The sequence below is a fragment of the Kitasatospora sp. NPDC093806 genome (assembly GCF_040683335.1).
Classification (GTDB): Bacteria; Actinomycetota; Actinomycetes; order Streptomycetales; family Streptomycetaceae; genus Kitasatospora.
This window is the reverse complement of the sequence record NZ_JBFBDO010000021.1, coordinates 59,946-83,587: the sequence shown is the minus strand read 5'-3', so window position 1 is coordinate 83,587 and position 23,642 is coordinate 59,946. Positions and strand designations below refer to the sequence as shown.

Annotated in this window: 24 protein-coding genes and 2 tRNA genes; 11 read left to right on the top strand and 15 right to left on the bottom strand. The window is 73.4% G+C overall.

Annotated elements, in window-relative coordinates:
* Positions 1–45: 45 nt before the first annotated feature.
* Positions 46–411 carry a DUF1801 domain-containing protein gene (locus AB0N76_RS13875; RefSeq protein WP_363556604.1) on the top strand — a complete coding sequence of 122 codons (366 nt, stop codon included), beginning with the start codon at positions 46–48 and terminating at the stop codon, positions 409–411.
* 90 nt (positions 412–501) lie between these two features.
* Here the strand turns inward: AB0N76_RS13875 and AB0N76_RS13870 are convergent, their stop codons facing one another.
* Positions 502–1,062, bottom strand: a complete 561-nt coding sequence (locus tag AB0N76_RS13870) for an NIPSNAP family protein (protein WP_363556602.1) — start codon at positions 1,060–1,062, stop codon at positions 502–504.
* 238 nt (positions 1,063–1,300) lie between these two features.
* On the opposite strand from AB0N76_RS13870, the gene AB0N76_RS13865 reads away from it, so the two are divergent.
* From AB0N76_RS13865 to AB0N76_RS13845, 5 genes are all read left to right on the top strand, one after another.
* Entirely contained in the window at positions 1,301–1,768 is a 468-nt protein-coding gene (locus AB0N76_RS13865) for a hypothetical protein (RefSeq protein ID WP_363556600.1), read from the top strand.
* 84 nt (positions 1,769–1,852) lie between these two features.
* On the top strand, positions 1,853–2,869 hold the full coding sequence (locus AB0N76_RS13860) for a WYL domain-containing protein (RefSeq protein ID WP_363556598.1): 1,017 nt from the start codon (positions 1,853–1,855) through the stop codon (positions 2,867–2,869).
* A 66-nt stretch (positions 2,870–2,935) separates the two neighbouring features.
* Positions 2,936–4,042, top strand: a complete 1,107-nt coding sequence (locus AB0N76_RS13855) for a restriction endonuclease (protein ID WP_363556596.1) — start codon at positions 2,936–2,938, stop codon at positions 4,040–4,042.
* Between the two features lie 79 nt (positions 4,043–4,121).
* The gene (locus AB0N76_RS13850) at positions 4,122–4,262 is read left to right on the top strand and encodes a hypothetical protein (RefSeq protein ID WP_363556594.1); all 141 of its coding nucleotides are present in this window, start codon (positions 4,122–4,124) and stop codon (positions 4,260–4,262) included.
* 78 nt (positions 4,263–4,340) lie between these two features.
* Positions 4,341–4,676: a DUF6191 domain-containing protein gene (locus tag AB0N76_RS13845; protein WP_363556592.1), complete on the top strand. Its 336-nt coding sequence runs from the start codon at positions 4,341–4,343 to the stop codon at positions 4,674–4,676.
* On the opposite strand, the gene fxsT is transcribed toward AB0N76_RS13845, so the two are convergent.
* The 8 genes from fxsT to AB0N76_RS13805 form a co-directional block, all read right to left on the bottom strand.
* A complete protein-coding gene (fxsT, locus tag AB0N76_RS13840; protein ID WP_363556590.1) occupies positions 4,673–6,940 on the bottom strand; it encodes an FxSxx-COOH system tetratricopeptide repeat protein in 2,268 nt (755 codons plus the stop codon). The genes AB0N76_RS13845 and fxsT overlap by 4 nt on opposite strands.
* Positions 6,930–7,454, bottom strand: coding sequence for a hypothetical protein (locus tag AB0N76_RS13835; protein WP_363556588.1), 525 nt, complete (start codon positions 7,452–7,454; stop codon positions 6,930–6,932). Before AB0N76_RS13835 ends, fxsT begins: the two co-directional genes overlap by 11 nt.
* 83 nt (positions 7,455–7,537) lie before the next feature.
* The gene (locus tag AB0N76_RS13830; RefSeq protein WP_363556586.1) at positions 7,538–8,011 is read right to left on the bottom strand and encodes a hypothetical protein; all 474 of its coding nucleotides are present in this window, start codon (positions 8,009–8,011) and stop codon (positions 7,538–7,540) included.
* A 15-nt stretch (positions 8,012–8,026) separates the two neighbouring features.
* Entirely contained in the window at positions 8,027–8,257 is a 231-nt protein-coding gene (locus tag AB0N76_RS13825) for a DUF2283 domain-containing protein (protein WP_363556584.1), read from the bottom strand.
* Positions 8,254–9,717 (bottom strand): SDR family NAD(P)-dependent oxidoreductase, encoded by a 1,464-nt coding sequence (locus tag AB0N76_RS13820; protein WP_363556582.1) that lies wholly within the window; start codon positions 9,715–9,717, stop codon positions 8,254–8,256. The genes AB0N76_RS13825 and AB0N76_RS13820 overlap by 4 nt, the downstream gene beginning before the upstream one ends.
* A gap of 39 nt (positions 9,718–9,756) precedes the next feature.
* Positions 9,757–9,829, bottom strand: a tRNA-Ala gene (locus AB0N76_RS13815).
* Positions 9,830–9,835: 6 nt separating this feature from the next.
* Positions 9,836–9,909 (bottom strand) — tRNA-Arg (locus tag AB0N76_RS13810).
* Positions 9,910–10,010: 101 nt separating this feature from the next.
* The gene (locus AB0N76_RS13805) at positions 10,011–11,558 is read right to left on the bottom strand and encodes a carbohydrate binding domain-containing protein (protein WP_363556580.1); all 1,548 of its coding nucleotides are present in this window, start codon (positions 11,556–11,558) and stop codon (positions 10,011–10,013) included.
* A gap of 239 nt (positions 11,559–11,797) precedes the next feature.
* On the opposite strand from AB0N76_RS13805, the gene AB0N76_RS13800 reads away from it, so the two are divergent.
* A complete protein-coding gene (locus AB0N76_RS13800; RefSeq protein ID WP_363556578.1) occupies positions 11,798–12,307 on the top strand; it encodes an SMI1/KNR4 family protein in 510 nt (169 codons plus the stop codon).
* 81 nt (positions 12,308–12,388) lie between these two features.
* Positions 12,389–13,147, top strand: coding sequence for an AraC family transcriptional regulator (locus AB0N76_RS13795; protein ID WP_363556576.1), 759 nt, complete (start codon positions 12,389–12,391; stop codon positions 13,145–13,147).
* Here the strand turns inward: AB0N76_RS13795 and AB0N76_RS13790 are convergent.
* The gene (locus tag AB0N76_RS13790; protein WP_363556574.1) at positions 13,100–13,780 is read right to left on the bottom strand and encodes a class I SAM-dependent methyltransferase; all 681 of its coding nucleotides are present in this window, start codon (positions 13,778–13,780) and stop codon (positions 13,100–13,102) included. The genes AB0N76_RS13795 and AB0N76_RS13790 overlap by 48 nt on opposite strands.
* A 127-nt stretch (positions 13,781–13,907) precedes the next feature.
* Here AB0N76_RS13790 and AB0N76_RS13785 point away from each other — a divergent pair, with 127 nt between their 5' ends.
* Complete coding sequence (locus AB0N76_RS13785) at positions 13,908–14,864, top strand: aldo/keto reductase (RefSeq protein WP_363556572.1); 957 nt, start codon at positions 13,908–13,910, stop codon at positions 14,862–14,864.
* A gap of 20 nt (positions 14,865–14,884) precedes the next feature.
* Here the strand turns inward: AB0N76_RS13785 and AB0N76_RS13780 are convergent, their stop codons facing one another.
* The 4 genes from AB0N76_RS13780 to AB0N76_RS13765 form a co-directional block, all read right to left on the bottom strand.
* Positions 14,885–15,535: a GNAT family N-acetyltransferase gene (locus tag AB0N76_RS13780; protein WP_363556570.1), complete on the bottom strand. Its 651-nt coding sequence runs from the start codon at positions 15,533–15,535 to the stop codon at positions 14,885–14,887.
* A gap of 135 nt (positions 15,536–15,670) precedes the next feature.
* A complete protein-coding gene (locus AB0N76_RS13775; protein WP_363556568.1) occupies positions 15,671–16,372 on the bottom strand; it encodes a nitroreductase family protein in 702 nt (233 codons plus the stop codon).
* A 69-nt stretch (positions 16,373–16,441) separates the two neighbouring features.
* Positions 16,442–18,079 (bottom strand): ABC-F family ATP-binding cassette domain-containing protein, encoded by a 1,638-nt coding sequence (locus AB0N76_RS13770; RefSeq protein WP_363556566.1) that lies wholly within the window; start codon positions 18,077–18,079, stop codon positions 16,442–16,444.
* A 129-nt stretch (positions 18,080–18,208) separates the two neighbouring features.
* Complete coding sequence (locus AB0N76_RS13765) at positions 18,209–19,465, bottom strand: hypothetical protein (RefSeq protein WP_363556564.1); 1,257 nt, start codon at positions 19,463–19,465, stop codon at positions 18,209–18,211.
* 530 nt (positions 19,466–19,995) lie between these two features.
* On the opposite strand from AB0N76_RS13765, the gene AB0N76_RS13760 reads away from it, so the two are divergent.
* Positions 19,996–21,603 (top strand): ABC-F family ATP-binding cassette domain-containing protein, encoded by a 1,608-nt coding sequence (locus tag AB0N76_RS13760; RefSeq protein WP_363556562.1) that lies wholly within the window; start codon positions 19,996–19,998, stop codon positions 21,601–21,603.
* A 44-nt stretch (positions 21,604–21,647) separates the two neighbouring features.
* Here AB0N76_RS13760 and AB0N76_RS13755 read toward each other — a convergent pair whose 3' ends face one another.
* Complete coding sequence (locus AB0N76_RS13755; RefSeq protein ID WP_363556560.1) at positions 21,648–23,132, bottom strand: S41 family peptidase; 1,485 nt, start codon at positions 23,130–23,132, stop codon at positions 21,648–21,650.
* Positions 23,133–23,401: 269 nt separating this feature from the next.
* Between AB0N76_RS13755 and AB0N76_RS13750 the strand changes: the two genes are divergently transcribed.
* Positions 23,402–23,614, top strand: a complete 213-nt coding sequence (locus AB0N76_RS13750) for a hypothetical protein (RefSeq protein ID WP_363556558.1) — start codon at positions 23,402–23,404, stop codon at positions 23,612–23,614.
* The last annotated feature ends 28 nt before the right edge of the window (positions 23,615–23,642 follow it).

Sequence of the window (23,642 nt, the reverse complement as noted above, 5' to 3'; positions counted from 1 at the left end):
GTCGACCTGTTGGTACGGCCCCCGGATCCGGCATAGCCTCACAAAGTGGTGCAGAGCAAGGCAAGCGATGTCGACGGTTACCTGACCGAGGTCCCCGAGGAACGCCGAGCTGTGCTGGCGGAGATGCGGCGGCTGTGCCGGCGGGAGCTGGAGGGCTTCGACGAGGTCATGGCGTACGGGATGCCCGCGTACGAGCGGGACGGCGTCTGTGAGATCGCGTTCGCCAGCCAGAAGCGGTACATCTCCTTCTACCTCATGCGCGATGACGTTCGTGAGGCGTTCGGGGACCGGCTGGCCGGGCAGGACATGGGCAAGGGCTGTCTGCGGTTCCGCAGGCCGGAGAACGTCGACCTCGGCCTGTTGCGGGATCTGCTCAAGGCCACCGCGGCCCGGCCTGGCAAGATCTGCTGACACCGCCGGGCGCCGGGGTGGGGGGCTTCTCCCGCCGCGGCAAGCCGCCACATCCCACCACGGCGAACACCGGTGGTCTCACCGCACCGGTCAGGCCACCGGCTCCAGCCGCAGCGGCCGGGTCGGCCACGGGGCCGGTTCGAGGGCCGGTTCGGCGGCGGGGCCGAACCAGACTCGGACGTCCTCCCCGGTGCGGACGGGCAGCGCGGGGAAGTCGTTCTCGGCGTGCTCGGTGCGGTGCAGCGCGTGCTCCGGGCCCAGGTGCCGGGCGGCGTACGCGTCGAAGGCGGCCGGATCGGCGGGGTGGCAGACGGTGGCCAGGACCTCGCGGGCGCCGGGCGGCGGCGTGAAGCCCGGGCCGCGCAGCAGCAGGACGTCGTCGCTGTCGATCATGGTCGCGTTGGCCGCCTCGCGGTGCTTCCGCCAGACCGGCCCGGTGTAGAACGCCTCCAGCGCGCGCCGCCGGTGCGCCATGTCGGGGAAGGCACGCAGCCAGACGAACCGGTCCGGGTCGTCCAGGTCGCGGAACCGGCCGCCGAGGGTGATGCCGACGGCCTGCTGCCCGGTCACGAACTCGCGCTCGAACAGCTCGATCAGCGTCTCGCGGGCGCCGGGGTGCAGGGTGTACTGCCGGAGTTCGACGATGCTCATGCGCCGCAGGCTAGGGCCGGTCCACTGACACCTCCTGTCAGTGGACCGGCGGCGGATGTGGCGGCGGGTGCGGGTGCGGCGGCGGATGTGCTGCGGGTGCGGCTGCGGGCTCCGTGGACACACTCGGACGGGTGACGGCGAATCGTTCACTCTTGCGGCATCCGTGTGAATGGGCGGGTGGAAGACCCCCGACGCGGCAATGGAGCCTCGCGACACATCAGCCGTACGGGAGGTCTTCGTGAAACGCCATCGCGCCATCGTCGTCGCGGTCGCGGCGGTGCTCGCCGCCGGATCGGGCATCGCCTACGCGCAGCAGACCGACCGCGCCCGGGTCGCCGCCGCACCGACCGAGATCCACGTGGTGGGCGGCTACCTCGTCCTGCAGCCGGGGCAGGAGGGCACGGTCAGGACCAATCCGTGTCCGCCCGGCGAACTGGCCGTCAGCGGCGGCGCGTTCGCGGGGGGCGGGCCCGGAGCGTTCACCCTGACCGCCAGCACCCCGTGGTGGGACCAGGGCCCCCGGGGGTGGTTCGTCGGCGGGCGGAACAGCAGCTCGCAGCCTTTCAACATGTACGCCTACGGGTTCTGCAGCGCGGCGACCCTGTCCAACCCCCTCACCGTCGACAAGGACGGGCTCCTGGCCATGCTCCCCTCCGGTCCGGGTAGCCCGGGTGCCCTCCCGGGCCAGGTGACCCCTGGGGGGTGAGCAGTACTGCGGGAGGTCCGGCCCGGGCCGACCGCGGCGGGTACCGCGTCCCGGAGCGTTTTGGGACGGACGATACTGGGCGGCATGCGTGCGAGTCGGCTGGTCACCCTGCTCCTCCTGCTCCAGGACCGGGGCCGGATGACGGCCCGCGAGCTGGCGGAGGAGCTGGAGGTGTCCGTCCGGACGGTCTACCGCGACGTCGAGGCGCTCGGCGCCGCCGGCATCCCGCTGTACGGCGAGGCCGGGCACGCGGGCGGCTACCGGCTGGTCGACGGCTACCGCACCCGGCTCACCGGACTGACCCCGGACGAGGCGCGGGCCGCGTTCCTCACCGCGCTCCCCGGCGCCGCCGCCGAACTCGGCCTCGGCGAGGCGCTCACCACCGCCCGGCTCAAGCTGCGGGCCGCCCTGCCGGCCGAGCAGCGCGAGCATGCCGCCCGCGTCCACGAACGCTTCCTGCTCGACGCCCCCGGCTGGTACGGCGGCGACCGGTACGGTGGCGGCGAGCCGGACGAGTTGCCGCACCTGGCCGGGGTCGCGGCGGCGGTGTGGGCGCGGCGGGCGGTAGTGCTGCACTACCGCCGCTGGCGCGCGCCGACGGAGATCGAACGGCGGGTGGAGCCGTACGGGCTCGTCCTCAAGGCCGGGCGCTGGTACCTGGTCGCGGGCGGGCCGTCCGGGATCCGCACCTACCGGGTCGACCAGATCCTCGGACTCCGGTCGCTGGACGAGGAGTTCGCAGCCCCGGAGGGCTTCGACCTGACCGCGTACTGGGCCGGCTACCTCGCCGACTTCCGGGCCCGGCTGCACACCGGGGAGGCCGTCGTCCGGCTCACCCCGGAGGGCGCGCGCCGGCTCGGCGTGGCACCGGCGGCGGACGGGGGGTGGACGGAGGCGCGGGTGCCGATCGAGTCGGTCGACCACGCCCACGGGGAGTTCCTGCGGCTGGGCGCCGACGTCGAGGTCCTGGCGCCCGCCGAACTCCGCGCGCGCATCGCGGAGACCGCCCGGATGCTGGCCGCCCGCTACGGAGGTGAGTCACTGCGGGGAGCCGCGCCGACCGTGACCGATCCGAAGCTTTCGGTTCGGCCACAAGACTGACGGAGCGTCGGTGATTCGCCTACGGTGACGGCTGCGAACAGCAGTCACCATCGAGGGAGCCACCACATGTCCCGGAGCCGGAAGCTTCACCGCCTCAGCAACCCCGACACCTCCGAACGGCGGGCGCAGCGCATGCTGTTCCGCCATCTCCGGGACGACACCAACGCCAACCGCGGTCGGATGGCGAAGCGGGTGCGTGAGCTCCAACTGCTGCTGGAGATGGACCCGGTGGAGTTCGAGGGACTGATCGCCCGGCTGATGGAGGCCATGGGCATGAAGGTCGAGCTGACCGCGCGCTCCCGGGACGGCGGGGTGGACGTCCGCGGCATCGACACCGACCCGTTCCGGGGCGGGAACGTGATCGTGCAGGTCAAGCGCTACCGCGACACGGTGACGCCGTCCGCCGTCCGGGACCTCTACGGCACCCTGCAGCACGACCAGGCCGCGACGAAGGCCGTGCTCGTCACGACCAGCAAGTTCGGACCCAGCTCGCACCAGTTCGTGTCGGGCAAGCCGATCACGCTGATCAACGGGGCCGAACTGGTCGGACTGCTCAAGCACCACGGCTTCAACGAGGTGTTCGCGGCGGCCCAGTTCGGCGCCGACGGGGCGGAGGCTGCCGGCGCGGAGGCCGTTGGGGAGGAGGCGGCCATCGAGGTGGCCGCCGAGCCCGCCCGGCTCCTCCTGCACTGGACCGGCGAGGAGGAGTACGACATCGCCGCCCTGGTCTGCCAGGGCAACCGCGCCCTCTCCGACGACCACCTGGTCTTCTACAACAACGCTTCCACGCCCGATGGTTCGGTCCGACTCGTGACCGGCTACGGCGACGCCAACGCCTGCCTGATGGTCGACTTCGACGCGCTGCCCGCCGAGGCCGACCGCCTCGTCGTCATCGCCGCCGCCGACACCGAGAACCACCCGGACGCCTCCATGGCCGGATTCGCCGGTCCCGCGCTGATCCTCGAAGCGGGCGCCGACCAGGACGCGGCCATCGTCCACCTCGCCGACGGCGCCGGGACCAACACCGCGATGCGCCTGGGCCGCTTCGACCGCGACGCCGCCGGGGACTGGGACTTCACCCCCGCCCTCGCCGGCTACCCGGGCGGGCTGCGCCAGGCCGTCGTGGCGTACGGCCTGGAGGTCGACGACGACGAACCCGTGGCGGCGCCGTAGCGCGGTCGGCCGCTGCACAGGAAGTCGGCGGGTCCGACTTCCTGTGCGGGGTCGAATTCATTTTCGCCAGGCCGGAAGCATGATCGAACAGTCCGCGCCGTCCTCGGGATGGCGGAAAGCCGCCGAGCACCGCGGCGCGCAGATCGGCCTCACCGAGCCGAAGCCCGACTTCCAGGAGACCTGGACCCTGGAGTTCATCCGCCCGGTCGACGAGGAGTAGCCGGCACCGGGGCCGTTCCCGCGCCGTTCCCACGGGAACGGCCCCGGCCCACCCGGGCGTTGAGTGTCCGTGATGGCGATGACCGGCACTGTGCTGATGACGTTCCTGGTGGTCCTGCCCTTCCTCCTGGCCGCCGCCCGCGCGGCCATCCTGCGCCTCGGCCGCCCCGCCTGGCTGCACCGCCGCATCCTCGCCCGCGCCCACCTCCGCCCGTCCGGCACCCCGGGCCTCGGCATGACGGCCGTCGAGGAGCTCCAGGCCTTCTTCAACGGCAACAAGCGCGTCCAGATCGAACAACGCCAGACCCAACTCCTCCTCCGCGACGACGACCACTCCTCCGCCGCCCCACCCCGCATGGGCATAGACCTGGAAGCGGGAACGGCAGTGATCCGCCGTACGGGGAAGCAGGCCTAACGCGCGGATTCCCTGCGCTCGGCGAACTCGACAGTGCGAGCCAGGTTGTCTTTGATGGCCTCGACCTCCGGATGGTCGCAGCCGAAGTGTTGTGCGGAGGCATCGAGGGTGTGCCGGTAGAGGGCGACCGCTGCTGCAAACTCGCCTGTCAGTACGAGTGCGTCGGCCAAGTCGCAGCCGAACCGGATACTGGTGGGATGGTCGATGCCGAGGACTCGCTCGAAGCCGTCGAAAGCCTGCCGGAACAAGTGCACGGCCCGTTGGTGATTTCCTGCTGCCTGGTAGGCCGCGCCGAGATGGGCCTCGGTGGTCAAGGTGCTGGGGTGGTCTCGGCCGAGGATCCGTGTCCGGTCCGCGTGGAGTGACCGGAGCAGCGGGATCGCTCGGGCATAGTCGCCGATGTCCAACCAGGTGGTGGCGAGGTTGTGGCGGGCGGCGAAGGTGCGGGGGTCGTCGTTGCCGAAGTAGGCGGCCGTTCGGGGGACGAGGTTGTGCAGCATGGTCAGCGCGTGAGTATGGTCGCCGACGAGCTGGTAGGCATGCGCAAGGTCGCGTTCGAGGGCGAGTAGCGTGGGTTCGCTGGGGGCCTTGATTCGCTGCGCGGCCTGAATGCACTGCACGAGCAGGGGAACCGCGTTGTGGTGGATTCCTGCTCGCAGGTACGCCACCGCAAGTGCTCGGCGCGTCTCTCCGGTTGTCGGGTCGTCGGGGCCGAGGTGCTCTTCCTGCGTGCGGAGGAGGATGTGGAGCAGCTCGAGTGCCCGGTTGTGGGTACCTGCGCTCGAGAGGGCCGAGCCGAGCAGTTTGGCGACGCTGTGGATCTCACGATGGCCGTCGGCGAGGAGGAGCTTTGCAAGGGGGAGGGAGCGTTCGAACAGGGGGACGGAGAGGTGGCTGAGCCCTTGGTGGTCGAGGGCGCTGCCGTGATCGGACAGCAGGGTCAGCAAACTCGTGCTGGCGTCGTTTTCCGGGGTGCGCTCGGCGAGGCTCTGGACGTGTGGAAGTAGAGTGCGCCAGGTTGGCCAGCTGAGCGGGTCTGAGGGATCCTCCGGGGAGCAGGTGCTCAGCTGCTGGGCGGCAAGACCGGCGGCCATGCGGACCAGGTCGGCCGTCCGGTGAGGGTCGGCCGGGTCCGGGGTCCGGGCGAGGGCCTGGACGAGGCGGTGGACGGACAACGTGCCGGTCTCCGGGTCGAGGGTGATCATCCCGTATGCGGCGAGCAGGCCGATGGCGGTGTTGATCTGGGCGGGCGTTCCCAAACCGCCCACCAGCTCGACGGGGATGCGGTCCGGGGCGAACCAGGCGAGCGCGCGCAGAAAGTAGGTGGTGTGCGGCAGCTTGGCGTGCAACTGATCCAGGGTGAGCCGCCAGATGCGGGCGATGGTGCGGTCGGCGGGGGTGGTGGCGCCGCCGTGGGCGTACAGGGTGTGCGGGTCCTCGGCGAGGAGAGCCAGGTAGTCGCGCGGGCTGAGGAACGGCGACTGGGCGAGGTAGGCGGCGGCCTGGTGGACGGCGAGCGGCAAGTGGCCGAGTTCCGCGCAGAGTTCGGCCGCGCCGTCGAGCTCGCGCGGGCCGTGGACGGTGACGACCCCGGTGAGCAGGGCGAGCGACTCGTCGGGGCTCAGGGTGTCGAGGCGGACCAGCGTCGACGCGTCCGTCCAGACGGTGGCCAGGCGGCTGGTGATCAGGAACCGGCCGCCGGGGGCGCGGGCGACCAGGGTGGCGATGTCGGCCGGGTCGTTGACGTTGTCGAGGACGAGCAGCCAGCCGGTGTGCGAGGCCAGCCACTGGAGCGCGTACTCGGCGAGTTGTTCCGCCGACAGGGCCGTGCCGAGGGTGGGTTGGAGCGCGGTGGCGAGGTCGGCGAGCCCTTTCTGGACGCCGGCCGGGCCGTCGGCGTTGAGCCAGCGGACGGGGCGGCAACCGTGCGGGCGGGTGGCTGCCCAGTACGCGGCGAGGGTGCTCTTGCCGATGCCGCCGAGGCCGGACACCGCCTGCACGAGGGCCGCGCCGGGCGTGTGCAGGGCCGCGTCGAGGTGGTCGAGGTCGCGTTCGCGGCCGACGAAGTGGTGGCTGGGGAGGGGGAGGTTGTCGATGTCGTCGGGCGCGTCGACCAGTGCGGGTGGGCGCAGGGCCTCGGGCGGCAGCAGGATCTGCGTGAGGATGCCGCTGACCGCGGTGCCGCCCGGACCGGCTGTGGCCGAGCCGCTGTGGAGGACGGACTGCCAGGTGGCCGGCGCTGCGGAAGGTGGCTCAGCACTCATGGGAGATGCCGCTGATCGCCTTCGATCCCGCGCCTTCGGCGACGGCCGGTCCGGTGTGCGAGGCGCGGGCCGGGCCGGCGGGGCCGGTCCCGCCGGTGCGGCGGATGCCGGTGACGGCGAGGCCGCCGTCGGTGGCGCGGGCGCTGCCGGTGGCTGCCGCGGTGTCGCCGGTCGTCGCCGTGGCGAGCTGGACGAGAGCCAGCAACTCGGCGGCCAAAAGGGCGCGTTCGGTGCCGTCGGCCTCCTCGACCAGCTCCCGGAACCGCTCCTGCCAGACGCCCTCCTGGACGGCCCGCGCCCGGGACGGGTCCTCTGCCGCCGCCAGCGCCTCGCGGGTCCGGCGCAGACGGGCGGGTTCGGCCTCGACGGGCTCGTTCGACTGCTCATCGCCCCCGCGCCGTCCGAAGAGGCCCGGGAAGCGGGCCGCGATCCCGTTCCAGGCGCTCGTGCCGGCCGCCTGGACGACGGCGCTGCCGCCCGCCTGGGCCAGTGCGATCAGCGCGTCCTCCAGCATGGTCCCCACCCCTTGTGCTCATCGGCGTGGCGCCCAATGTACGCCCGGGGGCGGCCTTCGCGTGGCTGCCCGGGGCTCGTCGCCTACGCGGGGCGGAGGACGGGGTCGATCGCGTTCAGGATGTCCAGCAACCGACCGGCTCCCCGGGAGGGGGCGCCGTCGGTGCTCCGTATCAAGTCCTCGCAGAGCGCCGCCGCGCTGTCCCGGTCGGCGGCGAGGACGCCGAACACGTCGACGGCGGCGGTGTGGATCCAGTCCTCGTGATCCGAGGCGGTGACTGCCAGCGCGGAGGCGACGATGGCGAGCCCCGCCGTGTCCTTCCGCCGGAGCAGGGCCTCGGCCGTCGTCAGGGTGACAAAGGTGTCGTCCGCGTCGAGGACGAGCTTCAGCAGGGGCCCGCTGGCTTCCGGAAGTTCGGCGAAGCTTGCGAGCGCGCGACCCGCGTCGGCTCGGTCGCGGTAGTCGTCGCTCCGGGCCAGCCCGATGAGTGCTGCCGCGCACGCGCGCCGGAGGTCGTCGTCCATCTGTCTTGTCACCTCCTTGAGGTCGTCGGTCACGCCGGCGGTGCGGTGTTACGGGCGGAGGGTGGGGTGCAATTGGTGGGTGGGGGCGAGGAGTTCGATGCCGAGGAGGTGGCCTTCGGGGGAGAAGTCGAGGACGATGTCGCCGGTTTCGTCCTCGATGACCAGTTGGCGGGCGGCGTGGAACGGGGTCCGGGTGGGGGCCACGAGGTGGAGGTAGGCGGCGTCGGCCTCGGGGTCGTGGGTGAGGTGGACGGGGATGTGGGCGGAGTGCTCGGTCACCAGGCGGCCTCTCGGTAGTCCTTGAGGAAGACGCCCGAGACGGGGGTGCCGGCTTCGCCGCGGACGATGGGGTCGTAGACGCGGGCGGCGCCGTCGATGATGTCGAGGGGGGTACGGAAGCCGGCGGCGGCGAGGCGGGACTTCTTGGGGGCCGGGTTCTCGTCGGTGATCCAGCCGGTGTCGACGGCGCACATGTGGACGCCGTGGGCGGCGAGTTGTTCGGCGCTGGTGCGGGTGAGCATGTTGAGGGCGGCCTTGGCCATGTTGGTGTGCGGGTGGCGGGTGGTCTTGTTGCGGACGGCGAACCGGCCCTCGACCGCGGTCACGTTGACGATGTAGCGGCGCGGGTGCGGGGAGGCGAGCAGCAGGGGGAGGAGCCGGTCGCAGAGCAGGGCCGGGGCGAGCGCGTTGACCAGCTGGGTCTCCAGGACCTCCGCCGGGTCGAGCGAACCCAGCTGGGCGGACCAGGAGTTGGCGGGCGCGAGGTCGGGGAGCAGGCCGGCCTCGTCGGTCTGCGCGGGGAGTGGGAGCGGGAGCGGGAGCAGGGCCGACGGCGGTTCGACGGGGGTGAGTTCGGTGGTCGGCCAGGCGGGGGCGAGGGCGGGCATCGGCCGGAAGCCGGGTGCGTGCGTCACGGTGGCGGTGTCGGCGGCGGGCAGGGCGGCGTGCTCGCCGGTGGCGAGCAGGGCGTAGGACTCGGGCGGGCGGCGCAGGGTCTGCGCGGCGTTGTTGACCAGGATGTCCAACGGCCGTCTTTCGGCGCGCAGTTGTTCGGCGAGGCCGAGGACCTGGCGCGGGTCGCGCAGGTCGATGCCGACCACGGTGAGCCGGTCCCACCAGTCCGCGCTGCCCTCGGCGGCCCGGAAGCGGCGCACGGTGTCGTGCGGGAAGCGGCTGGTGACGATCAGCTCGGCGCCGTCGCGCAGCAGCATCAGGGCCAGCTGGAAGCCGATCTTGACCCGGCCGCCGGTGAGCAGCGCGCGGCGGCCGCGCAGGTCGGTCGAGAGGGCGCGGCGGGCGGTGTTGTCGGCGGCGCAGGGGCGGCAGAGCATGTGGTAGAAGGCGTCGACCTCGCGGTACGGCTGCTTGCAGACGTAGCAGCGGCGGCCGGCGCGGAGCCGTCCGACGGGCGCGGCGGCGGGGGCGAGGGCGGCGAGCGGGGCGTCCTCGCGGCGGTCGGTGGCGCCGGTGGCGGTGGTGGCGAGCAGGGCGGCGTCGGCGGCGCGGGTCTCGTCGCGGGCCTCCTGGCGGCGGAGCTTGCGGCTCTCGCGGTAGAAGGACTGGAGCTGGCGCTCGGCGTGCAGTCTGGTCCGGTTGCGGAGGGGGAGGGCGCGCAGCCGGCCGAGGGTGCGGCTGAACGCGGCGAGCTCCTCGGCGGTGAGGTCGTCGGCGGTGAGGTCGTCGTGGGTGGTGAGGTCCCCGCCCGCCGGGGTGTCCGTGTCGTCGTCGTGGACCGTCATGTCTTCGCCCCCGGGCTGCCGTGCGCTGTTCCGTGGTGCCGGTCCCGGTCGGAGTCGAACCGACGTGTCCCACCCTGCTCAGGTGGTGCGCCTGCCGCTGCGCTACGGGACCGGCTCTGCCGAGGAGGTCGGAGTCGAACCGACGTTCTCCACCCTGCGGAAGGTGACGCGCCGCCTCTGCGCTACTCCCGGGCATTGGGGAGGACTTTAACCGATCTTCCGGGAACGCATGCTCGAATAAACGGCGCCGGCGGTCCCGCGAACGGAACCGCCGGCGCGCGCGTCGGGCCTGGTCAGCCGGTGTACTGGGCGAAGATCTTCGCGAACTCGTACGGCTGCTGCGGGATGTTGGTGCACTTGAACAGCCCGCCGGTGCAGGCGTTGGCGTCCCGGGTGGCGTCCCAGAAGGCCAGCTCGCCGAGGTGGTGCTGGCGGGCGAAGGCGACCAGCTGCTGGGCGTCCGCCTGGTTGTAGATCTGGTGGTCGTCGTTCTCGCCGAGCATCGGGGTGACCCCGACCATGGCCCACAGCTGCGCGTCGCCCTTCGCCGGGTACAGCGCCTTGAGCTGGCCGAACAGCGACTGCGCCGCCTGGACGGCCGCGTCGCCGTAGTCGGTGCCGGCGCGGTAGTAGTCCATCGCCATGACGTTGACGATGTCGACGTCCACGCCCGCGTCCCGGGCCGAGCGGACGATGGCGACGCCCTCGCTGGTCAGGCCCTCGGGCAGGACGGGCAGGGTGAAGGAGACCTTGAGGCCGGGGTGGGCCTTCTGCAGCTTGGCGAGGGCGGCGGAGCGGCGGTCGTTGGCGACGGTGTCGGCGATCGCGGCGCCCTCGATGTCGAAGTCGACATAACGGAGGTTATAGGCCTTCACGACCGCGTCATACTCTGCGAAAAGTGAGTCCACGGTGCCGCAGGCGGCGGCGAGTTCGGTGCCGCTGGCGCCGCCGAAGGAGAGCTTGACGTCGCCGCCGGCGGCGCGCAGGGCGTCGATCTGGTCCTTGGCCCAACCGGTGCGCGGGTCGTAGGCGTTGAACCAGCTGGCCTTGCAGCCGACGGCGGTGACGAAGCCCATGGTGAAGGCCTTGAGGTTGCCGGCCTTGGCCATCGCGGGCAGCGACGGGGTGGGCCAGGCGCCCATGTCGATGTACGGGGCGACCGGCAGCGCGACGTTCGGCGGCGGGGTGGTGGGCGGCGTGGTGGGGGGAGTGGTCGGCGGCGTGGTGGGCGGCGTCGTCGGGGGCGTGGTGGGCGGCTGGGTGGTCGGGGTGCCGCCGGGGCCCCCGAGCGTGACGTCGTCGGCCAGGTAGGCGCCCTGCCCGTACCAGCCGTGCAGGTAGACGTTGACGCTGGTGGTGGCCGGCCCGGTGGTGAAGGTGGCGGACAGCTGCTGCCAGCCGGCGCCGCCGGGCGTCCAGACGCCCGGGTCCGTGACGCCGCTGCCGGTCGCGCCGAGGTAGACGTACTGGCCCTGGACCCAGGCGCTCAGCGTGTACGTGGTGTTCGGCTTCACCGCGACGCTCTGCCCGCACTGCGCGGTGTCGCTGCTGCCGACGTTCCCGCGCAGCGCGTACGTCCCGCTGTGCGCACCCGAGTTGACGATGCTCCCGGTGGCGCCCGAACAGCTCCACGGGCCGAGCGAGCCGCTCTCGAACCCGGGGTTGCCGAGCAGGTTGCCGTCGGCGGCGCCGGCGCTCCCGGCGAGGGTCGCGAGACCGCCACCGGCCAGCGTGACGGCGGCGGCCAGACCGATCAGCTTGGTGCGGGCGGCCGACCGGCGGTGCCGGCCGGGTGCGTCGACGGGGACGCCGACGGATGCGTCGTGGGGCGCGCGTGGCATGGGGGTGCCTCTCGGGGGGACGGGGCCCGCCACCCGCCGCGCGAAGGGGGGAGGAGGCGCGGGGCGGACGGCGTCAGCGGGGTGGTCCGGTGGGGGAGTGCGCGGTGCTGACCATCAACCTGGACTAGACCACCTGGGCACGTCAAGAACCTTCGGGGCATCAAAGCCCGCTCACGGCAAGCCTTACCCGGACTTTAAGGTTTCCGACGTTCGTCGGAGCCGGCACCTACGATCGCCCGGTGACGGACGACGAGATCATCGAAGCCTGCCGAAGGATCGCCAGCGAACGGAAGGCGGCCCCGCCCGTGCCACCGGGGGCCGTCGTCGAGGCGGAACGTGTCATCGGATTGGCCTTCCCTGCCCTCCTTCGGCGCCTCTACACCGAGGTTTCCAACGGCGGTTTCGGGCCCGGCGACGGCGTCCTACCGGTCGATGTGGGGCAGTGGCACGAGCACATCGCGGAGGCCTACGAGCACGGGCCGGACCCCACGGGGAGAGTGCCGGCCGGAGTGGTGCCGCTCTACGATTGGGGCTGCACGATGTGGTCGATGATCGATTTCCGTGACCCCGACGGCGCGATGTGGTCCAACGCCGACGGTGCTTGCTGGCGGCAGGGCGTCAGCCTCGCCCAGTGGCTGGTCGCCGCGATGAGCGGCGAGTTGAGCTTCGCCTGGCCGGACGGCGTGCCGCCGGAGAGCGAATGGCACCGGCCGAGGCCGTGGGCGGATGGCGAACAGCGCCGGTCGTGACCTCGCGGGCGGATCCGCAGCTGCCGACCGCCCCGGCTGATCGCCGAGTTGGGCGGGACGCCGGACTTTAAGGTTGCGGGCATGACGGGATCGGGGCGGTTCGCCGTGTGGGAGGGGTACGCGGTGTACCGGGGGGCGGTCGGGGATGGTTCGGCGCACCGGCATGGCGCGTTCCAGGTCGTGGTGGGGGCGGGGCGGGAGGTGGTGGTGGCGGACGCGGACGGGGTGCGGCATCGGGGGGCGGCCGTGGTGGTGCCGCCGATGGTGTGGCACCGGTTGGAGCGGGCGCCGATGGTGGTGACGTACTTCGTCGACCCGCACTGCGCGTTCGCGGACCGGTTGCGGGCGCGGTGCGCGGGGGGCGGTGTCACCGTGGCGCCCGAGTTGCGCGGGCTCGACGAGGCGGAGCTCCGGCCGGCCGGGGCGGTGGCGTCGGCCGGGCTGGACCCGCGGCTGCGGGCGGCGCTGGAGCTGCTGACGGAGCGGCTGGCGGAGTACCCGGACGGGCGGCTGCCGGCGGCCGAGCTGGCCGCGCGGGTCGGGCTCTCGCCGCAGCGGCTGCGGGCGCTGGCGCAGGCGCAGTTGGGCATTCCGCTGACCCGGTGGCGGAGTTGGCGGCGGCTGGCGCTGGCAGTCGGGGCGCTGGACGAGGGGCGGACGCCCGCCGAGGCGGCCCTGGCCGGCGGGTTCGCCGACCAGGCCCACCTCGGGCGGTGGATGCGCGAGATGCTGGGGCTGACCCCGTCCGTGGTCTCGGCGGCACTGCGCGCGGTGGCCGAGGACGGTCGCCGGTCAGCCGCGGTGGGCGACGTGGACCGAGATGGAGCCGGTGAGCGTTGAGACCACCTCGGCCTCCCGGACATCGCGGAACCCGGCCTCGGTGATCAGCCCGGGCAGCACGCCGTCGGCGTTGGGCTGGGTGTCCGCCTTGCCGTCGGCGAACTGGACGGTGCGGAACGCCAGGCGCATCGCCGGGGTCCGCTGCCAGCCGTAGTCGGCGATCACCAGCCGGCCGCCGGGCCGCAGCACGGCGTGCATGGACGCGAGTATCGCCCGCTTCATCGGCAGCGGGCACTGGTGGAGGACGAGGCTGGAGACGGCGGTGTCGGCCGTCCCGGCGCCGAGGAGGTCGGCGACCGCGTCCCCGAAGCCGACCCGCCACTCCGGGCCGGCGCACTCCGGGTCGGTGCCGGTGCCGGTGCCCGTGGCGGGCGTCTTGCGGCGGGCGGCCGCCAGCACCGCCGGGTCGGGGTCGACACCGATGATCCGGGCGCGCGGTTCGACGCGCTGGAGGAGCAGGGCGGTGCTGCCGGTCCCGCAGCCGACGTCCACGATCACCTCGTCCGGCCGTGGTGCGACGTGCATGGCGAGCAGGCTCCGCCACAGGCGGTCGCGGGTCAGGGTGATCAGCGGGTCGTAGAGGCGGGTGGGGCCGAGGCGGCCGAGGGCAGGGGTGAAGTTCTGTTCCGTCATGCGGGCAGTGTCGGCCGGGGGGTGGCGCGGGGTCTTGAACGAATCGCTTGACCTAGAGCGCACTCTAAGGGAGAGGCTGTTCCTCGTTGATCCGCAACACGGTGGGAACGTCACGGAGGAGTACGTCATGCGCAACGCCACGCTCGGCAGCGAGGGTCCCGAGGTCGGAGTCGTCGGTCTCGGCTGCATGGGGATGACCTGGGCCTACGACCTGCGCAACCGTGACGACGAGGTGTCCGTCCGGGTGATCCGGCAGGCGCTGGACCTCGGCGTCACGCTGATCGACACCTCCGACATCTACGGCCCGTACAGCAACGAGGAGGTGGTCGGCGCCGCGCTGGCCGGCCCGTACCGGGAGCGCGCGGTGCTGGCCACCAAGGTGGGCCTGGTGCCGGGCACGGGTGAGGAGCGGATCGGCCGCGACGGCCGGCCGGAACACGTCCGCCGGGCGATCGACGAGAGCCTGCGCCGGCTCGGCACCGACCACGTCGACCTGTACCAGCTGCACCGGGTGGACCCGGAGGTGCCGATCGAGGAGACCTGGGGCGCGCTCGCGGAGGCGGTGACGGCCGGGAAGGCCCGCCGGATCGGGCTCTCCGAGGTGACGGTGGAGGAGATCAAGCGGGCCCGGGCGGTCCACCCGGTGGCGTCCGTGCAGAACGAACTGTCGCTCTGGACCCGGGACTCGCTCGCCGAGGTGCTGCCGTACACCGAGGCCGAGGGGATCGCCTTCCTGCCGTTCTCGCCGCTCGGCCGGGGCTTCCTGACCGGTGGCGTCACCTCCCTCGACGAGCTGCCGGCGGACGACTTCCGGCGCACCCTGCCGCGGTTCCAGCAGGACGCGCTCAAGGCCAACCTGGCGCTGGTGGCGAAGGTGCGGGAGCTCGCGGCCCGGGTCGGGGTGACGCCCGCGCAGGTGGCGCTGGCCTGGGTGCTGGCGCAGGGGCGGTACGTGCTGCCGATCCCGGGCACCAAGACGCCGCGCTACCTGGTGGAGAACGCCGCCGCGGCCGACCTGGTGCTGTCGCCGGCGGACCTGGCCGAGCTGGACGCGCTGCCCGCGCCCACCGGCGACCGGTACTGACCGGCGCGTCGTGGTGCCGTTCAGCGCTCCGTGACCCAGATCAGCTTCCGGCCGGTCTCGCCCGGCGCCCGCACCGGCGCGGCCACCACCCGGTCCAGCCGGAAGCCGAGCCGGCGCGGCACGGCGGCGCTGGCGTCGTTGGCCTGGTCGCAGTGGATCTCGACCCGCTCGATCCCGGGCAGGGCCAGCGCCGCCTCGGTGACCGTCCGGGCGGCGGCGGTCGCGATGCCGCGGCGGCCGTGCTCGGCGCTCACCCAGTAGCCGAGCTCCAGCGCGCCCGGGCCGATCCGGCCGTGCAGGCCGAACGAGCCGATCACCCGGCCGGGTTCGGCGTCCAGGCCGACCAGGTAGATGAAGTCGGTGCCGGCGTCCCAGGCGGCCGAACCGGCCTCGGTCAGCTCGGCGGTGAGGGCGGGGGTGGGGGCCTCGGTGGCCCACTCCAGCCAGGGGCGCAGGTGGTCGAGGTTGGCGCGGACGGCGGCGTTGAGCGCGGGCGCGTGGACGGGGGAGCGGCGGGTCAGGGTGATCCCGCCGGCCGGCCGCAGGAGTTCCGGCGGCCGGCCGGGGGTGACCGGGGCTGAGTACCGCGCGACGGGCGCCGGGGGCGGTGCGACGGCCTGGGGCGGTGCGGCGGGCACGTTGCCGCACGGTTGTGGCATGACGTGGCTCATGGCAGCGATTATGTCGACGTCCTGTACCTGTCACCACCGCCTTGCGCCTATTACCACCGCCTTGCGCAAGTTACGCGACATCGCGTCCGTTGCGATGCATCGCAACAGTTACACCATCTCACGCCCGGGGGCGCGTCAGAGGCGGACCAGCACCTCGTCGAGCTCCTTGCGCTGCAGATCCGGCACGCGCGCCCCCTCCGCGGGGTAGCCCACCGGGATCACGTACGCCGCCCGCTCCTCCAACGGCCGTTCGCACACCTCGTTGAGGAACTTCATCGGGCTCGGCGTGTGCGTCAGCGTGGCCAGGCCCGCCTGGTGCAGGGAGGCGAGCAGCAGGCCGACCGCGATCCCCACCGACTCCTTGGTGTAGTACGGGCGCGGCGAGTGCGGGCCCTTGTGCACCTCGAAGACGACGATCACGGCCGGCGCGTCCTCCAGGAAGGGCTTGTGCCAGTCGGTGCCGATCGGCGCCAGCGCGGTCAGCCACTCCTCGGAGGCCCGGTGCGCGTAGAACTCGCGCTCCTCGGCCTCGGCGGCCTCGCGCAGCCGGCGCTTGCGCTCCGGGTCGGTGATCACCACGAACCGCCAGGGCTGGACGTGCGCGCCGCTGGGCGCGGTGTTGGCGGTGCGGATCGCCCACTCGACGACGCCGTCCGGGAGCGGCCGGGTCGAGTAGTCGCGGACGGTCCGCCGCTGCGCCATCACGTCGTGGAAGGACCTGCTGCGTGCCTCGGCCTCGTGGGCGGGCACCGTCATCGGGCGGAGCGGGACGCTCGGGTACGGCGTCCCCTCGGCCACTGCGCCGTCAACGGCGCTGTCAACTGTGCTGTCAACCATGGCCGACAGCACAGCACATGACGGCGCACCGGGGAAGAGGTCTGGACCTCCTCCCCGGTGAACGGGCGTCTACAGCTCGTGCACCCGCCCGCCCCGGACCTCCAGCCGCCGGTTCACCGCGACGGTGTCCAGCATCCGCCGGTCGTGCGTGACCAGCAGCAGGGTCCCGGTGTACGAGCCCAGCGCCGACTCCAGCTGCTCGATCGCGGGCAGGTCCAGGTGGTTGGTCGGCTCGTCCAGCACCAGCAGGTTCACCCCGCGCGCCTGGAGCAGCGCGAGCGCCGCCCGGGTCCGCTCGCCGGGCGAGAGGGTGCCGGCCGGGCGCATCACGTGCACCGCCTTCAGGCCGAACTTGGCCAGCAGGGTGCGCACCTCCTCCGGCGTGAGCTCCGGGACGGCGGCGGCGAACGCGTCCGCCAGCGGCTCCCCGCCGAGGAACAGTCCGCGCGCCTGGTCGACCTCGCCGACCACCACGCCGGAGCCCAGCACGGCGCTGCCGGAGTCGAGTTCGAGCCGGCCCAGCAGGGCGGCCAGCAGGGTGGACTTGCCCGCGCCGTTGGCGCCGGTGATGGCCACCCGGTCCGCCCAGTCGATCTGCAGGTCCACCGGGCCGAAGGCGAAGTCGCCGCGCCGGACGACGGCCCCGCGCAGGGTGGCGACCACCGAGCCGGAGCGCGGCGCGGTGGCGATCTCCATCCGCAGCTCCCACTCCTTGCGGGGCTCCTCGACCACGTCCAGCCGCTCGATCATCCGCTGGGTCTGCCGGGCCTTCGACGCCTGCTTCTCGGTGGACTCGGCGCGCTGCGCCCGGCCGATCTTGTCGTTGTCGGAGGACTTGCGGCGGGCGTTGCGCACGCCGTGCTCCATCCAGCCCCGCTGCATCCGGGCCCGCGCCTCCAGGCCGGCCTTGGTGTCGGCGTACTCCTCGTACTCCTCGCGGGCGTGCCGGCGGGCCGTCGCGCGCTCCTCCAGGTAGGCCTCGTAGCCGCCGCCGTACAGGTTGACCTGCTGCTGGTGCAGGTCGAGCTCCAGCACCTTGGTCACCGTCCGGGCCAGGAACTCGCGGTCGTGGCTGATCAGCACGGTGCCGGCGCGCAGGCCCTTGACGAAGGACTCCAGCCGCTCCAGGCCGTCCAGGTCGAGGTCGTTGGTGGGCTCGTCGAGCAGGAAGACGTCGTAGCGGGAGAGCAGCAGCGAGGCGAGGCCGGCCCGGGCGGCCTGGCCGCCGGAGAGGGCGGTCATCGGCAGGTCGAGCGAGACCTTGAGGCCGAGCGTGTCGGCGACCTCCTCGGCCCGCTCCTCCAGGTCGGCGCCGCCCAGGTCCAGCCAGCGGTCCAGGCTCGCCGCGTAGGCGTCGTCGGCGCCGGGGACGCCGTCCACCAGGCCCTGGGTGGCCTCGTCCAGCGCGGCCTGCGCGGCGGCGACGCCGGTGCGGCGGGCCAGGAAGTCGCGGACCGACTCGCCGTCGCGGCGCTCCGGCTCCTGGGGGAGGTGGCCGACGTTGGCGGTGGCCGGGCTGAGCCGCAGCGAACCGCCCTCCGGGGTGTCCAGGCCGGCCAGCAGGCGCAGCAGGGTGGACTTGCCGGCTCCGTTGACGCCGACCAGGCCGATCACGTCGCCGGGGGCGACGACCAGGTCCAGGCCGGAGAAGAGGGTGCGCTCGCCGTGGCCGGCGGCGAGGTCCTTGACGACGAGTGTGGCGCTCATGATGGTCCCGATTCTAGGCGGGCCGGGACGCGGTGCGGGGCGGGGCGGACATCCCCCGGTGGTGTCCGCCCCGCCCCGCGGCTCAGTTGGTGACCGACGTCACTCGCTCTTCGCCGACTCGCCCTTCGCTCACTTGCTCTTCTTGGAGAAGTACTCCAGGGCGTGCTGGGCGACGTCGTCCAGGTACGGACCGGCCTCCCAGGTGTTGTCGGACCCGCCGATGGAGGTGTCCGACACCAGCACCTGCTTGCCGTCCTTGGTGGTGAACCAGCCGCCGCCGCTGTCGCCGCCGGTGCCGTTGCAGCCGGTCATCAGCATGGTCGGGCGGGCCGGGTCCATCGAGCGGCGGGCGGGCTTGCCGGCCTCGCAGTGCTCCAGCTCCATGCCGTCGAACGGCTTGCCGGCCGGGTAGCCGTAGGTGCTGACCGAGGCGATCTGCTCACGCGGGGCGTTGAACCAGACCGGCACCGAGCCGCCGACGACCTCCTCCAGGGACTTGGCGCTGCCGTCCGGGTTGGCGACCTTGAGGATGCCGAAGTCGTACTGGCTCCACGGGCCGCCGTTCTCCGGGTCGGCCTCGGCCGTCCACTGCGGGGCGACCATGCCGGCGACCGCGCCCCACTCGCCGTACGGCTCGGCGTCGGCCAGCGAGGCCTGCTTGCCGCCGCTCACCGCGCCGCTGCTGTTGAACGCCGGGGCGAAGGTGATGTTGGTGTGGTACTTGCCGCCCTTGCCGCCGTGCAGGCAGTGGCTGGCGGTCCACACCAGGTTGCTCTTGCCCGGGTTGGCCGGGTCGGAGACGACGGTGCCGGAGCAGACGTACTCCTGCTTGCCGTCCTGGAAGAACAGCTTGCCGTTCACGTGCGCCGGCTTGGCGAACGGGTGCGGGACGGGCTTCATCTCGACCAGCTTCGGCTGCGGGTCGTTCTGGCCGCCGCCGGAGCCGCCGCCGGGCTGCGCGGGTGCGGCGCTGGTGGGCTGCGCGGGTGCGGGCGCGGCGCTGGTGGGCTGGGCGGGCGCCGCGCTGGTCGGCTGCGCGGTGGGCTGCGCCGTCGGCTGGTTGCCCGGGCCCGGCTTGTACGGCTTGGCCTTCAGGATCTTCTGCAGGTCCCAGAAGCCCTTGACCGCCGGCGTGATGACGTTCTGCTGGGCCCACTTGTCCCAGTCCTCGAAGCTCCACTTCTTGAGCTCGTCGGCGGTGGGCAGCTTGATCGGCGGCAGGCCCGGCTTGTCGGTGGCGCCGGCCGTGGCCGCGACGGTGGTCCCGCCGGACGGGGCGGCGGCCGGATCGCTGTTCTCCGGGCCGCACGCGGTCGCGACGACCATGGTCAGCGCGACGACGGAGGCGCCCAGCGCGGCACGCGTCGCCCGGGATATCGGTGACATGAGTTCAATTCCCCCTGTGAATGCACGCCACGGGCCGTACGGCGGACGGGCCGCAGGCGTGACGGGTGTGGCAGGGGAGGAGTCTGCCATGCGCGGCGGACGCTCCCGGCCGTCCCGGGCGGACCGCGACCGGGCTGTCACCGGATCGGCACGCGATCGGCACCGATCGGCACTGAAAAAACCGGTTGCACGCCTCCGGGGGCCTCCGTAGCGTGGTCCTCGCCACCCGCCAGAACAGGAGAAGGCCGTTGCTCTACTGAGGTCCCGAGACACCGCCCCCGACGCGCCACGCGCATGCCCAGCATGTCGCCCGGCGCGGTCCGTGAGTGTGCGAGTGCCCGACCTCAGTGGTGAGCCGGCCCGGCGACGCCCGTCCTCCTGACGATCCCGGCGCCCCTTCCGGCCCTCCCTCCCCGGTCCCGCCCGCACCCGCGGTGTCTCCCCGTGTTGCTCCACGACCACGCCCGGTGACCGGCGCCCACGCGCCCCGGCACCCCAAGGGCTCATCCGGCAACCCCCGGGAGGCTTCCATGGCACAACCCACCACGTCACTCCTCTGCACCGAGCTCTCCTTCGAGTGGCCGGACGGCAGGCCCGTGCTCGACGGCTTCCACCTCGCCGTCGGCCCCGGCCGCACCGGGCTGATCGGGCTCAACGGCGCGGGCAAGTCCACCCTGCTGCGCCTGCTCGCCGGCGAACTCACCCCCACCTCGGGCACGGTGAAGGTGGCCGGCGAGCTCGGCTACCTGCCGCAGGGCCTCACCCTGGACACCGGCCTGCGGGTCGACGAGGCGCTCGGCGTCCGGGCCGCCCGCGAGGCCCTGCACGCCATCGAGGCCGGCTCCACCGACCAGCGCCATTTCGATGCGGTCGGCGACGACTGGGACGTCGAGGAGCGCGCCCGCGCCCTGCTCGACCGGCTCGGCCTGCAGCGGCTCGGCCTCGACCGCACCACCGGCGAACTCTCCGGCGGCGAGGCGGTCCTGCTGCGGCTGGCCGCCCTGCTGCTGCGCCGCCCCGACGTCCTGCTGCTCGACGAGCCGACCAACAACCTCGACCGGGCCGCCCGCGAGCGGCTCTACGAGACGGTGGCCGGCTGGGGCGGCGTGATGGTGATCGTCAGCCACGACCGCGAGCTGCTCCGGCACGTCGACCAGATCGCCGAGCTGAGGGACGGCCAGGTCACCTGGTACGGCGGGAACTTCGACGAGTACGAGCGCACCGTCACGGCCCAGCAGGAGACCGCCGAGCGGCTGCTGCGCAACGCCGAGGCGGACGTCCAGCGCCAGAAGCGGGACTTGGCCGACGCCCGGCTGCGGCTGGACCGCAGCGCCAGCTACGGCAAGAAGCGCTCGGTCACCCGCAACGACCCGCACATCTTCGCCGGCAAGCTCAAACGGCAGGGCCAGGAGACGGCCGGCCGCCTCCAGGGCATGCACACCGAGCGGCTGGAGGAGGCCAAGCGCAAGCTGACGGCCGCCGAGGAGGCGGTCCGGGACGACGCCGAGATCCGGATCGACCTGCCCCGCACCGCCGTCCCGGCCGGGCGCACCGTGCTCACCCTGGACAAGGTCCGGCTGCCGCACGGCATCCTCGCCGACCTCGACCTGCGCGGCCCCGAGCGGATCGCGCTGGTCGGCCGCAACGGCTCCGGCAAGACCACCCTGCTGCGCACCATCGCCGGCGAACTCGCCCCGGCGGCGGGCGAGGTCACCACCCCGGTGCCGCTGCGCCACCTCCCGCAGCGGCTCGACCTGCTGGACGACGCGCTGACGGTGGTGGGGAACGTCAAGCTGTTCGCGCCCGGCGCCGGGGACAACGCGGTCCGGGCCCGGCTGGCCCGGTTCCTGTTCCGCGGCGGGCGGGCCGACCAGCCGGCCGGCACGCTCTCCGGCGGCGAGCGGTTCCGCGCCACCCTGGCCGCGCTGCTGCTGGCCGACCCGCCGCCGCAGCTGCTGCTGCTCGACGAGCCGACCAACAACCTGGACCTGGCCAGCGTCCGCCAGCTCACCCAGGCGCTCGCCGCCTACCAGGGCGCGCTGATCGTGGCCAGCCACGACGTGCCGTTCCTGCGCGGGCTCGGGATCACCCGCTGGCTGGAGCTGGACGGCGAGCTGAGGGCGGTGGACCCGATGTGACGGCCCCTACCCGACGGGTGCGGCCTGTGCGTCGGGCGCGGCCCCTACCGGGCGGACGCGGCCGGTGTGCCGGACGCGGTCTGTCCGCCGGCGAGGATTCGCCGGGCCTCGGTCAGGGCGGAGTCCCGGCGCTGGTTCAGCTCCTCGGGGGTGAAGACCGGCGTGCGGACGTCCGGCGGGATGCCCGGGCCGTCGTAGGTGCTGCCGGCCGGCGTGCGGAACTCCTCGTTCGGCAGCACGGCCGTCAGCTCCGCCGACAGCGGCTTGTACATGATGTCGGAGAACACGCCCTGGGTGTTCTCGCCGATCCGGACCGGCGCCGGGCGCCGCTCCGCCATCGCCTGGGTGAAGGTCTCGCCCGCGCTCGCCGTCGACCCGGCGGTGAGCAGGGCGACCGGCCCGGTGAAGCGGGTGGCCCCGGTCGCCGGGTGGACGCGGATCGACTGGGGCGCGGTGAAGCGGGTCGGGTCGGCCGGGTCGTTGCGGGCCACCTTGCGGTAGGCCAGGAACGACCGGTCGGTGAGCCGGGCGGCGATCCGCAGGCCCAGCGAGTCCGAGCCGCCGCCGTTCAGCCGCAGGTCGATCACCAGGCCGGTCAGCCGTTCGGGGTGGGCGAGCAGCGCGTCCAGCGCCTTGTCCAGCTCGGCGGCCTGGTCCTGGTAGCTCGCGTCCTCGACGTACCCGTCGAAGCCGCTCACCCGTAGGTAGCCGACGCCGCCCGGGAGTTCGCCGACGCCCAGCAGGCCGCCGCCGAAGGTCCGCTCGGGAGCGAGGAGCTGGGCGGCGACGGCCTGCGCCGCCTGCTCCCGCACCCGGTCGGTGGGCTCCTCGGTGCCCGGCCGGATCCCGGCGAACACGCCCTTCCAGTGCTCGCCCTGCTTGCGGCCCAGCCCGGTGTGCGCGTCGCCGAGCGGCCGGAGCAGGTCGGCGATGACCTTCTGGAGGTCGTCGGTGCTGCTCCGCGGGTTGAGCAGGGCCCGGGCCTTCGCGCCCTCGGCGCGCCAGTCGACCCCCTTGGCGGCGAAGAAGGGGTAGTTCTCCTCGAAGGTCGCCCAGAACCGGTCGAACACCGAGAGCGCGTCCTGCGGCGCGGCCTGCCCGCAGAGCGCCGGCAGGCCGCCGGGCAGCCGGGCCAGGTTCCTGATCGAGGGGGCGCCGTCCTCCTTGTACACGGCCCGGTCCCGGCCCCGGGGCGTGATCGTGAACTCGCCGTACTTCACCCCGGTCCGCCCGTACCGGACGCCGCCGCCGGGCCCGGGCGCGCCGACCTGTTCGGCGCCGATCCAGCCCGGCGTGCAGCTGATCCGCGTCGTGTCGTACGTGGTGAGCGTGGTCCCGTGGATCTCGACCAGCGTCCCGTACCCGTCCGTCCGCCAGACGCCGTCCAGCCGGCCGACGCCCGGCCGACCCCCGTCCCCGGCCTCGTCCCCGGACGGTGCGGCCCCCGCCGCGCCGACCGTCCCGGCCGTGATCGCCAGCGCCACCGCCGCGATCCCGGCCGTCCGTGCCGTCCTGCTCCCGATTCCCATCTCGGCCCTCCGCCGTGTGCCGTTCACCAGGTTCGGGCCTCCCCCGCGGAACCCGTCCGCCGCCCACCACCGACGGTACGGATCCGCCCCGCGCCCGCACGTCCACCCGTGGAGCGGTCCGCACCGGGACCCGGGGCGTACGCCGGACCCCGCCCGGCTCCGCCGGAGGGCGTACGGGGACCGGACGGTGCGTCAGGGAGGGCTCGGGGGTGGCGTCAGGGTCGCCGGCTCGGTACCCAACTCCCGTACGCTCCAGTACCATCGGCGCCATGCCAGCGCTCAATATCGAGTACACCGAGCATGAACTCGCCGCCATCCGCGCGGCGGCGGCGGCCGACGGCAAGAGCGTCAAGGCCTATGTGCACGACCTGAGTGTGCGGGAGCAGCAGCGGCGGGAGTTCGTCGACCACGCGGTGGCGTTCTGGAACGCGCACCGCGAGGAGTTCGACCAGGCGTTCCCGGAGGACGCGCCGGCCGCCTGAGTGGGAACGACCGGGTGGGGGGTGCCGC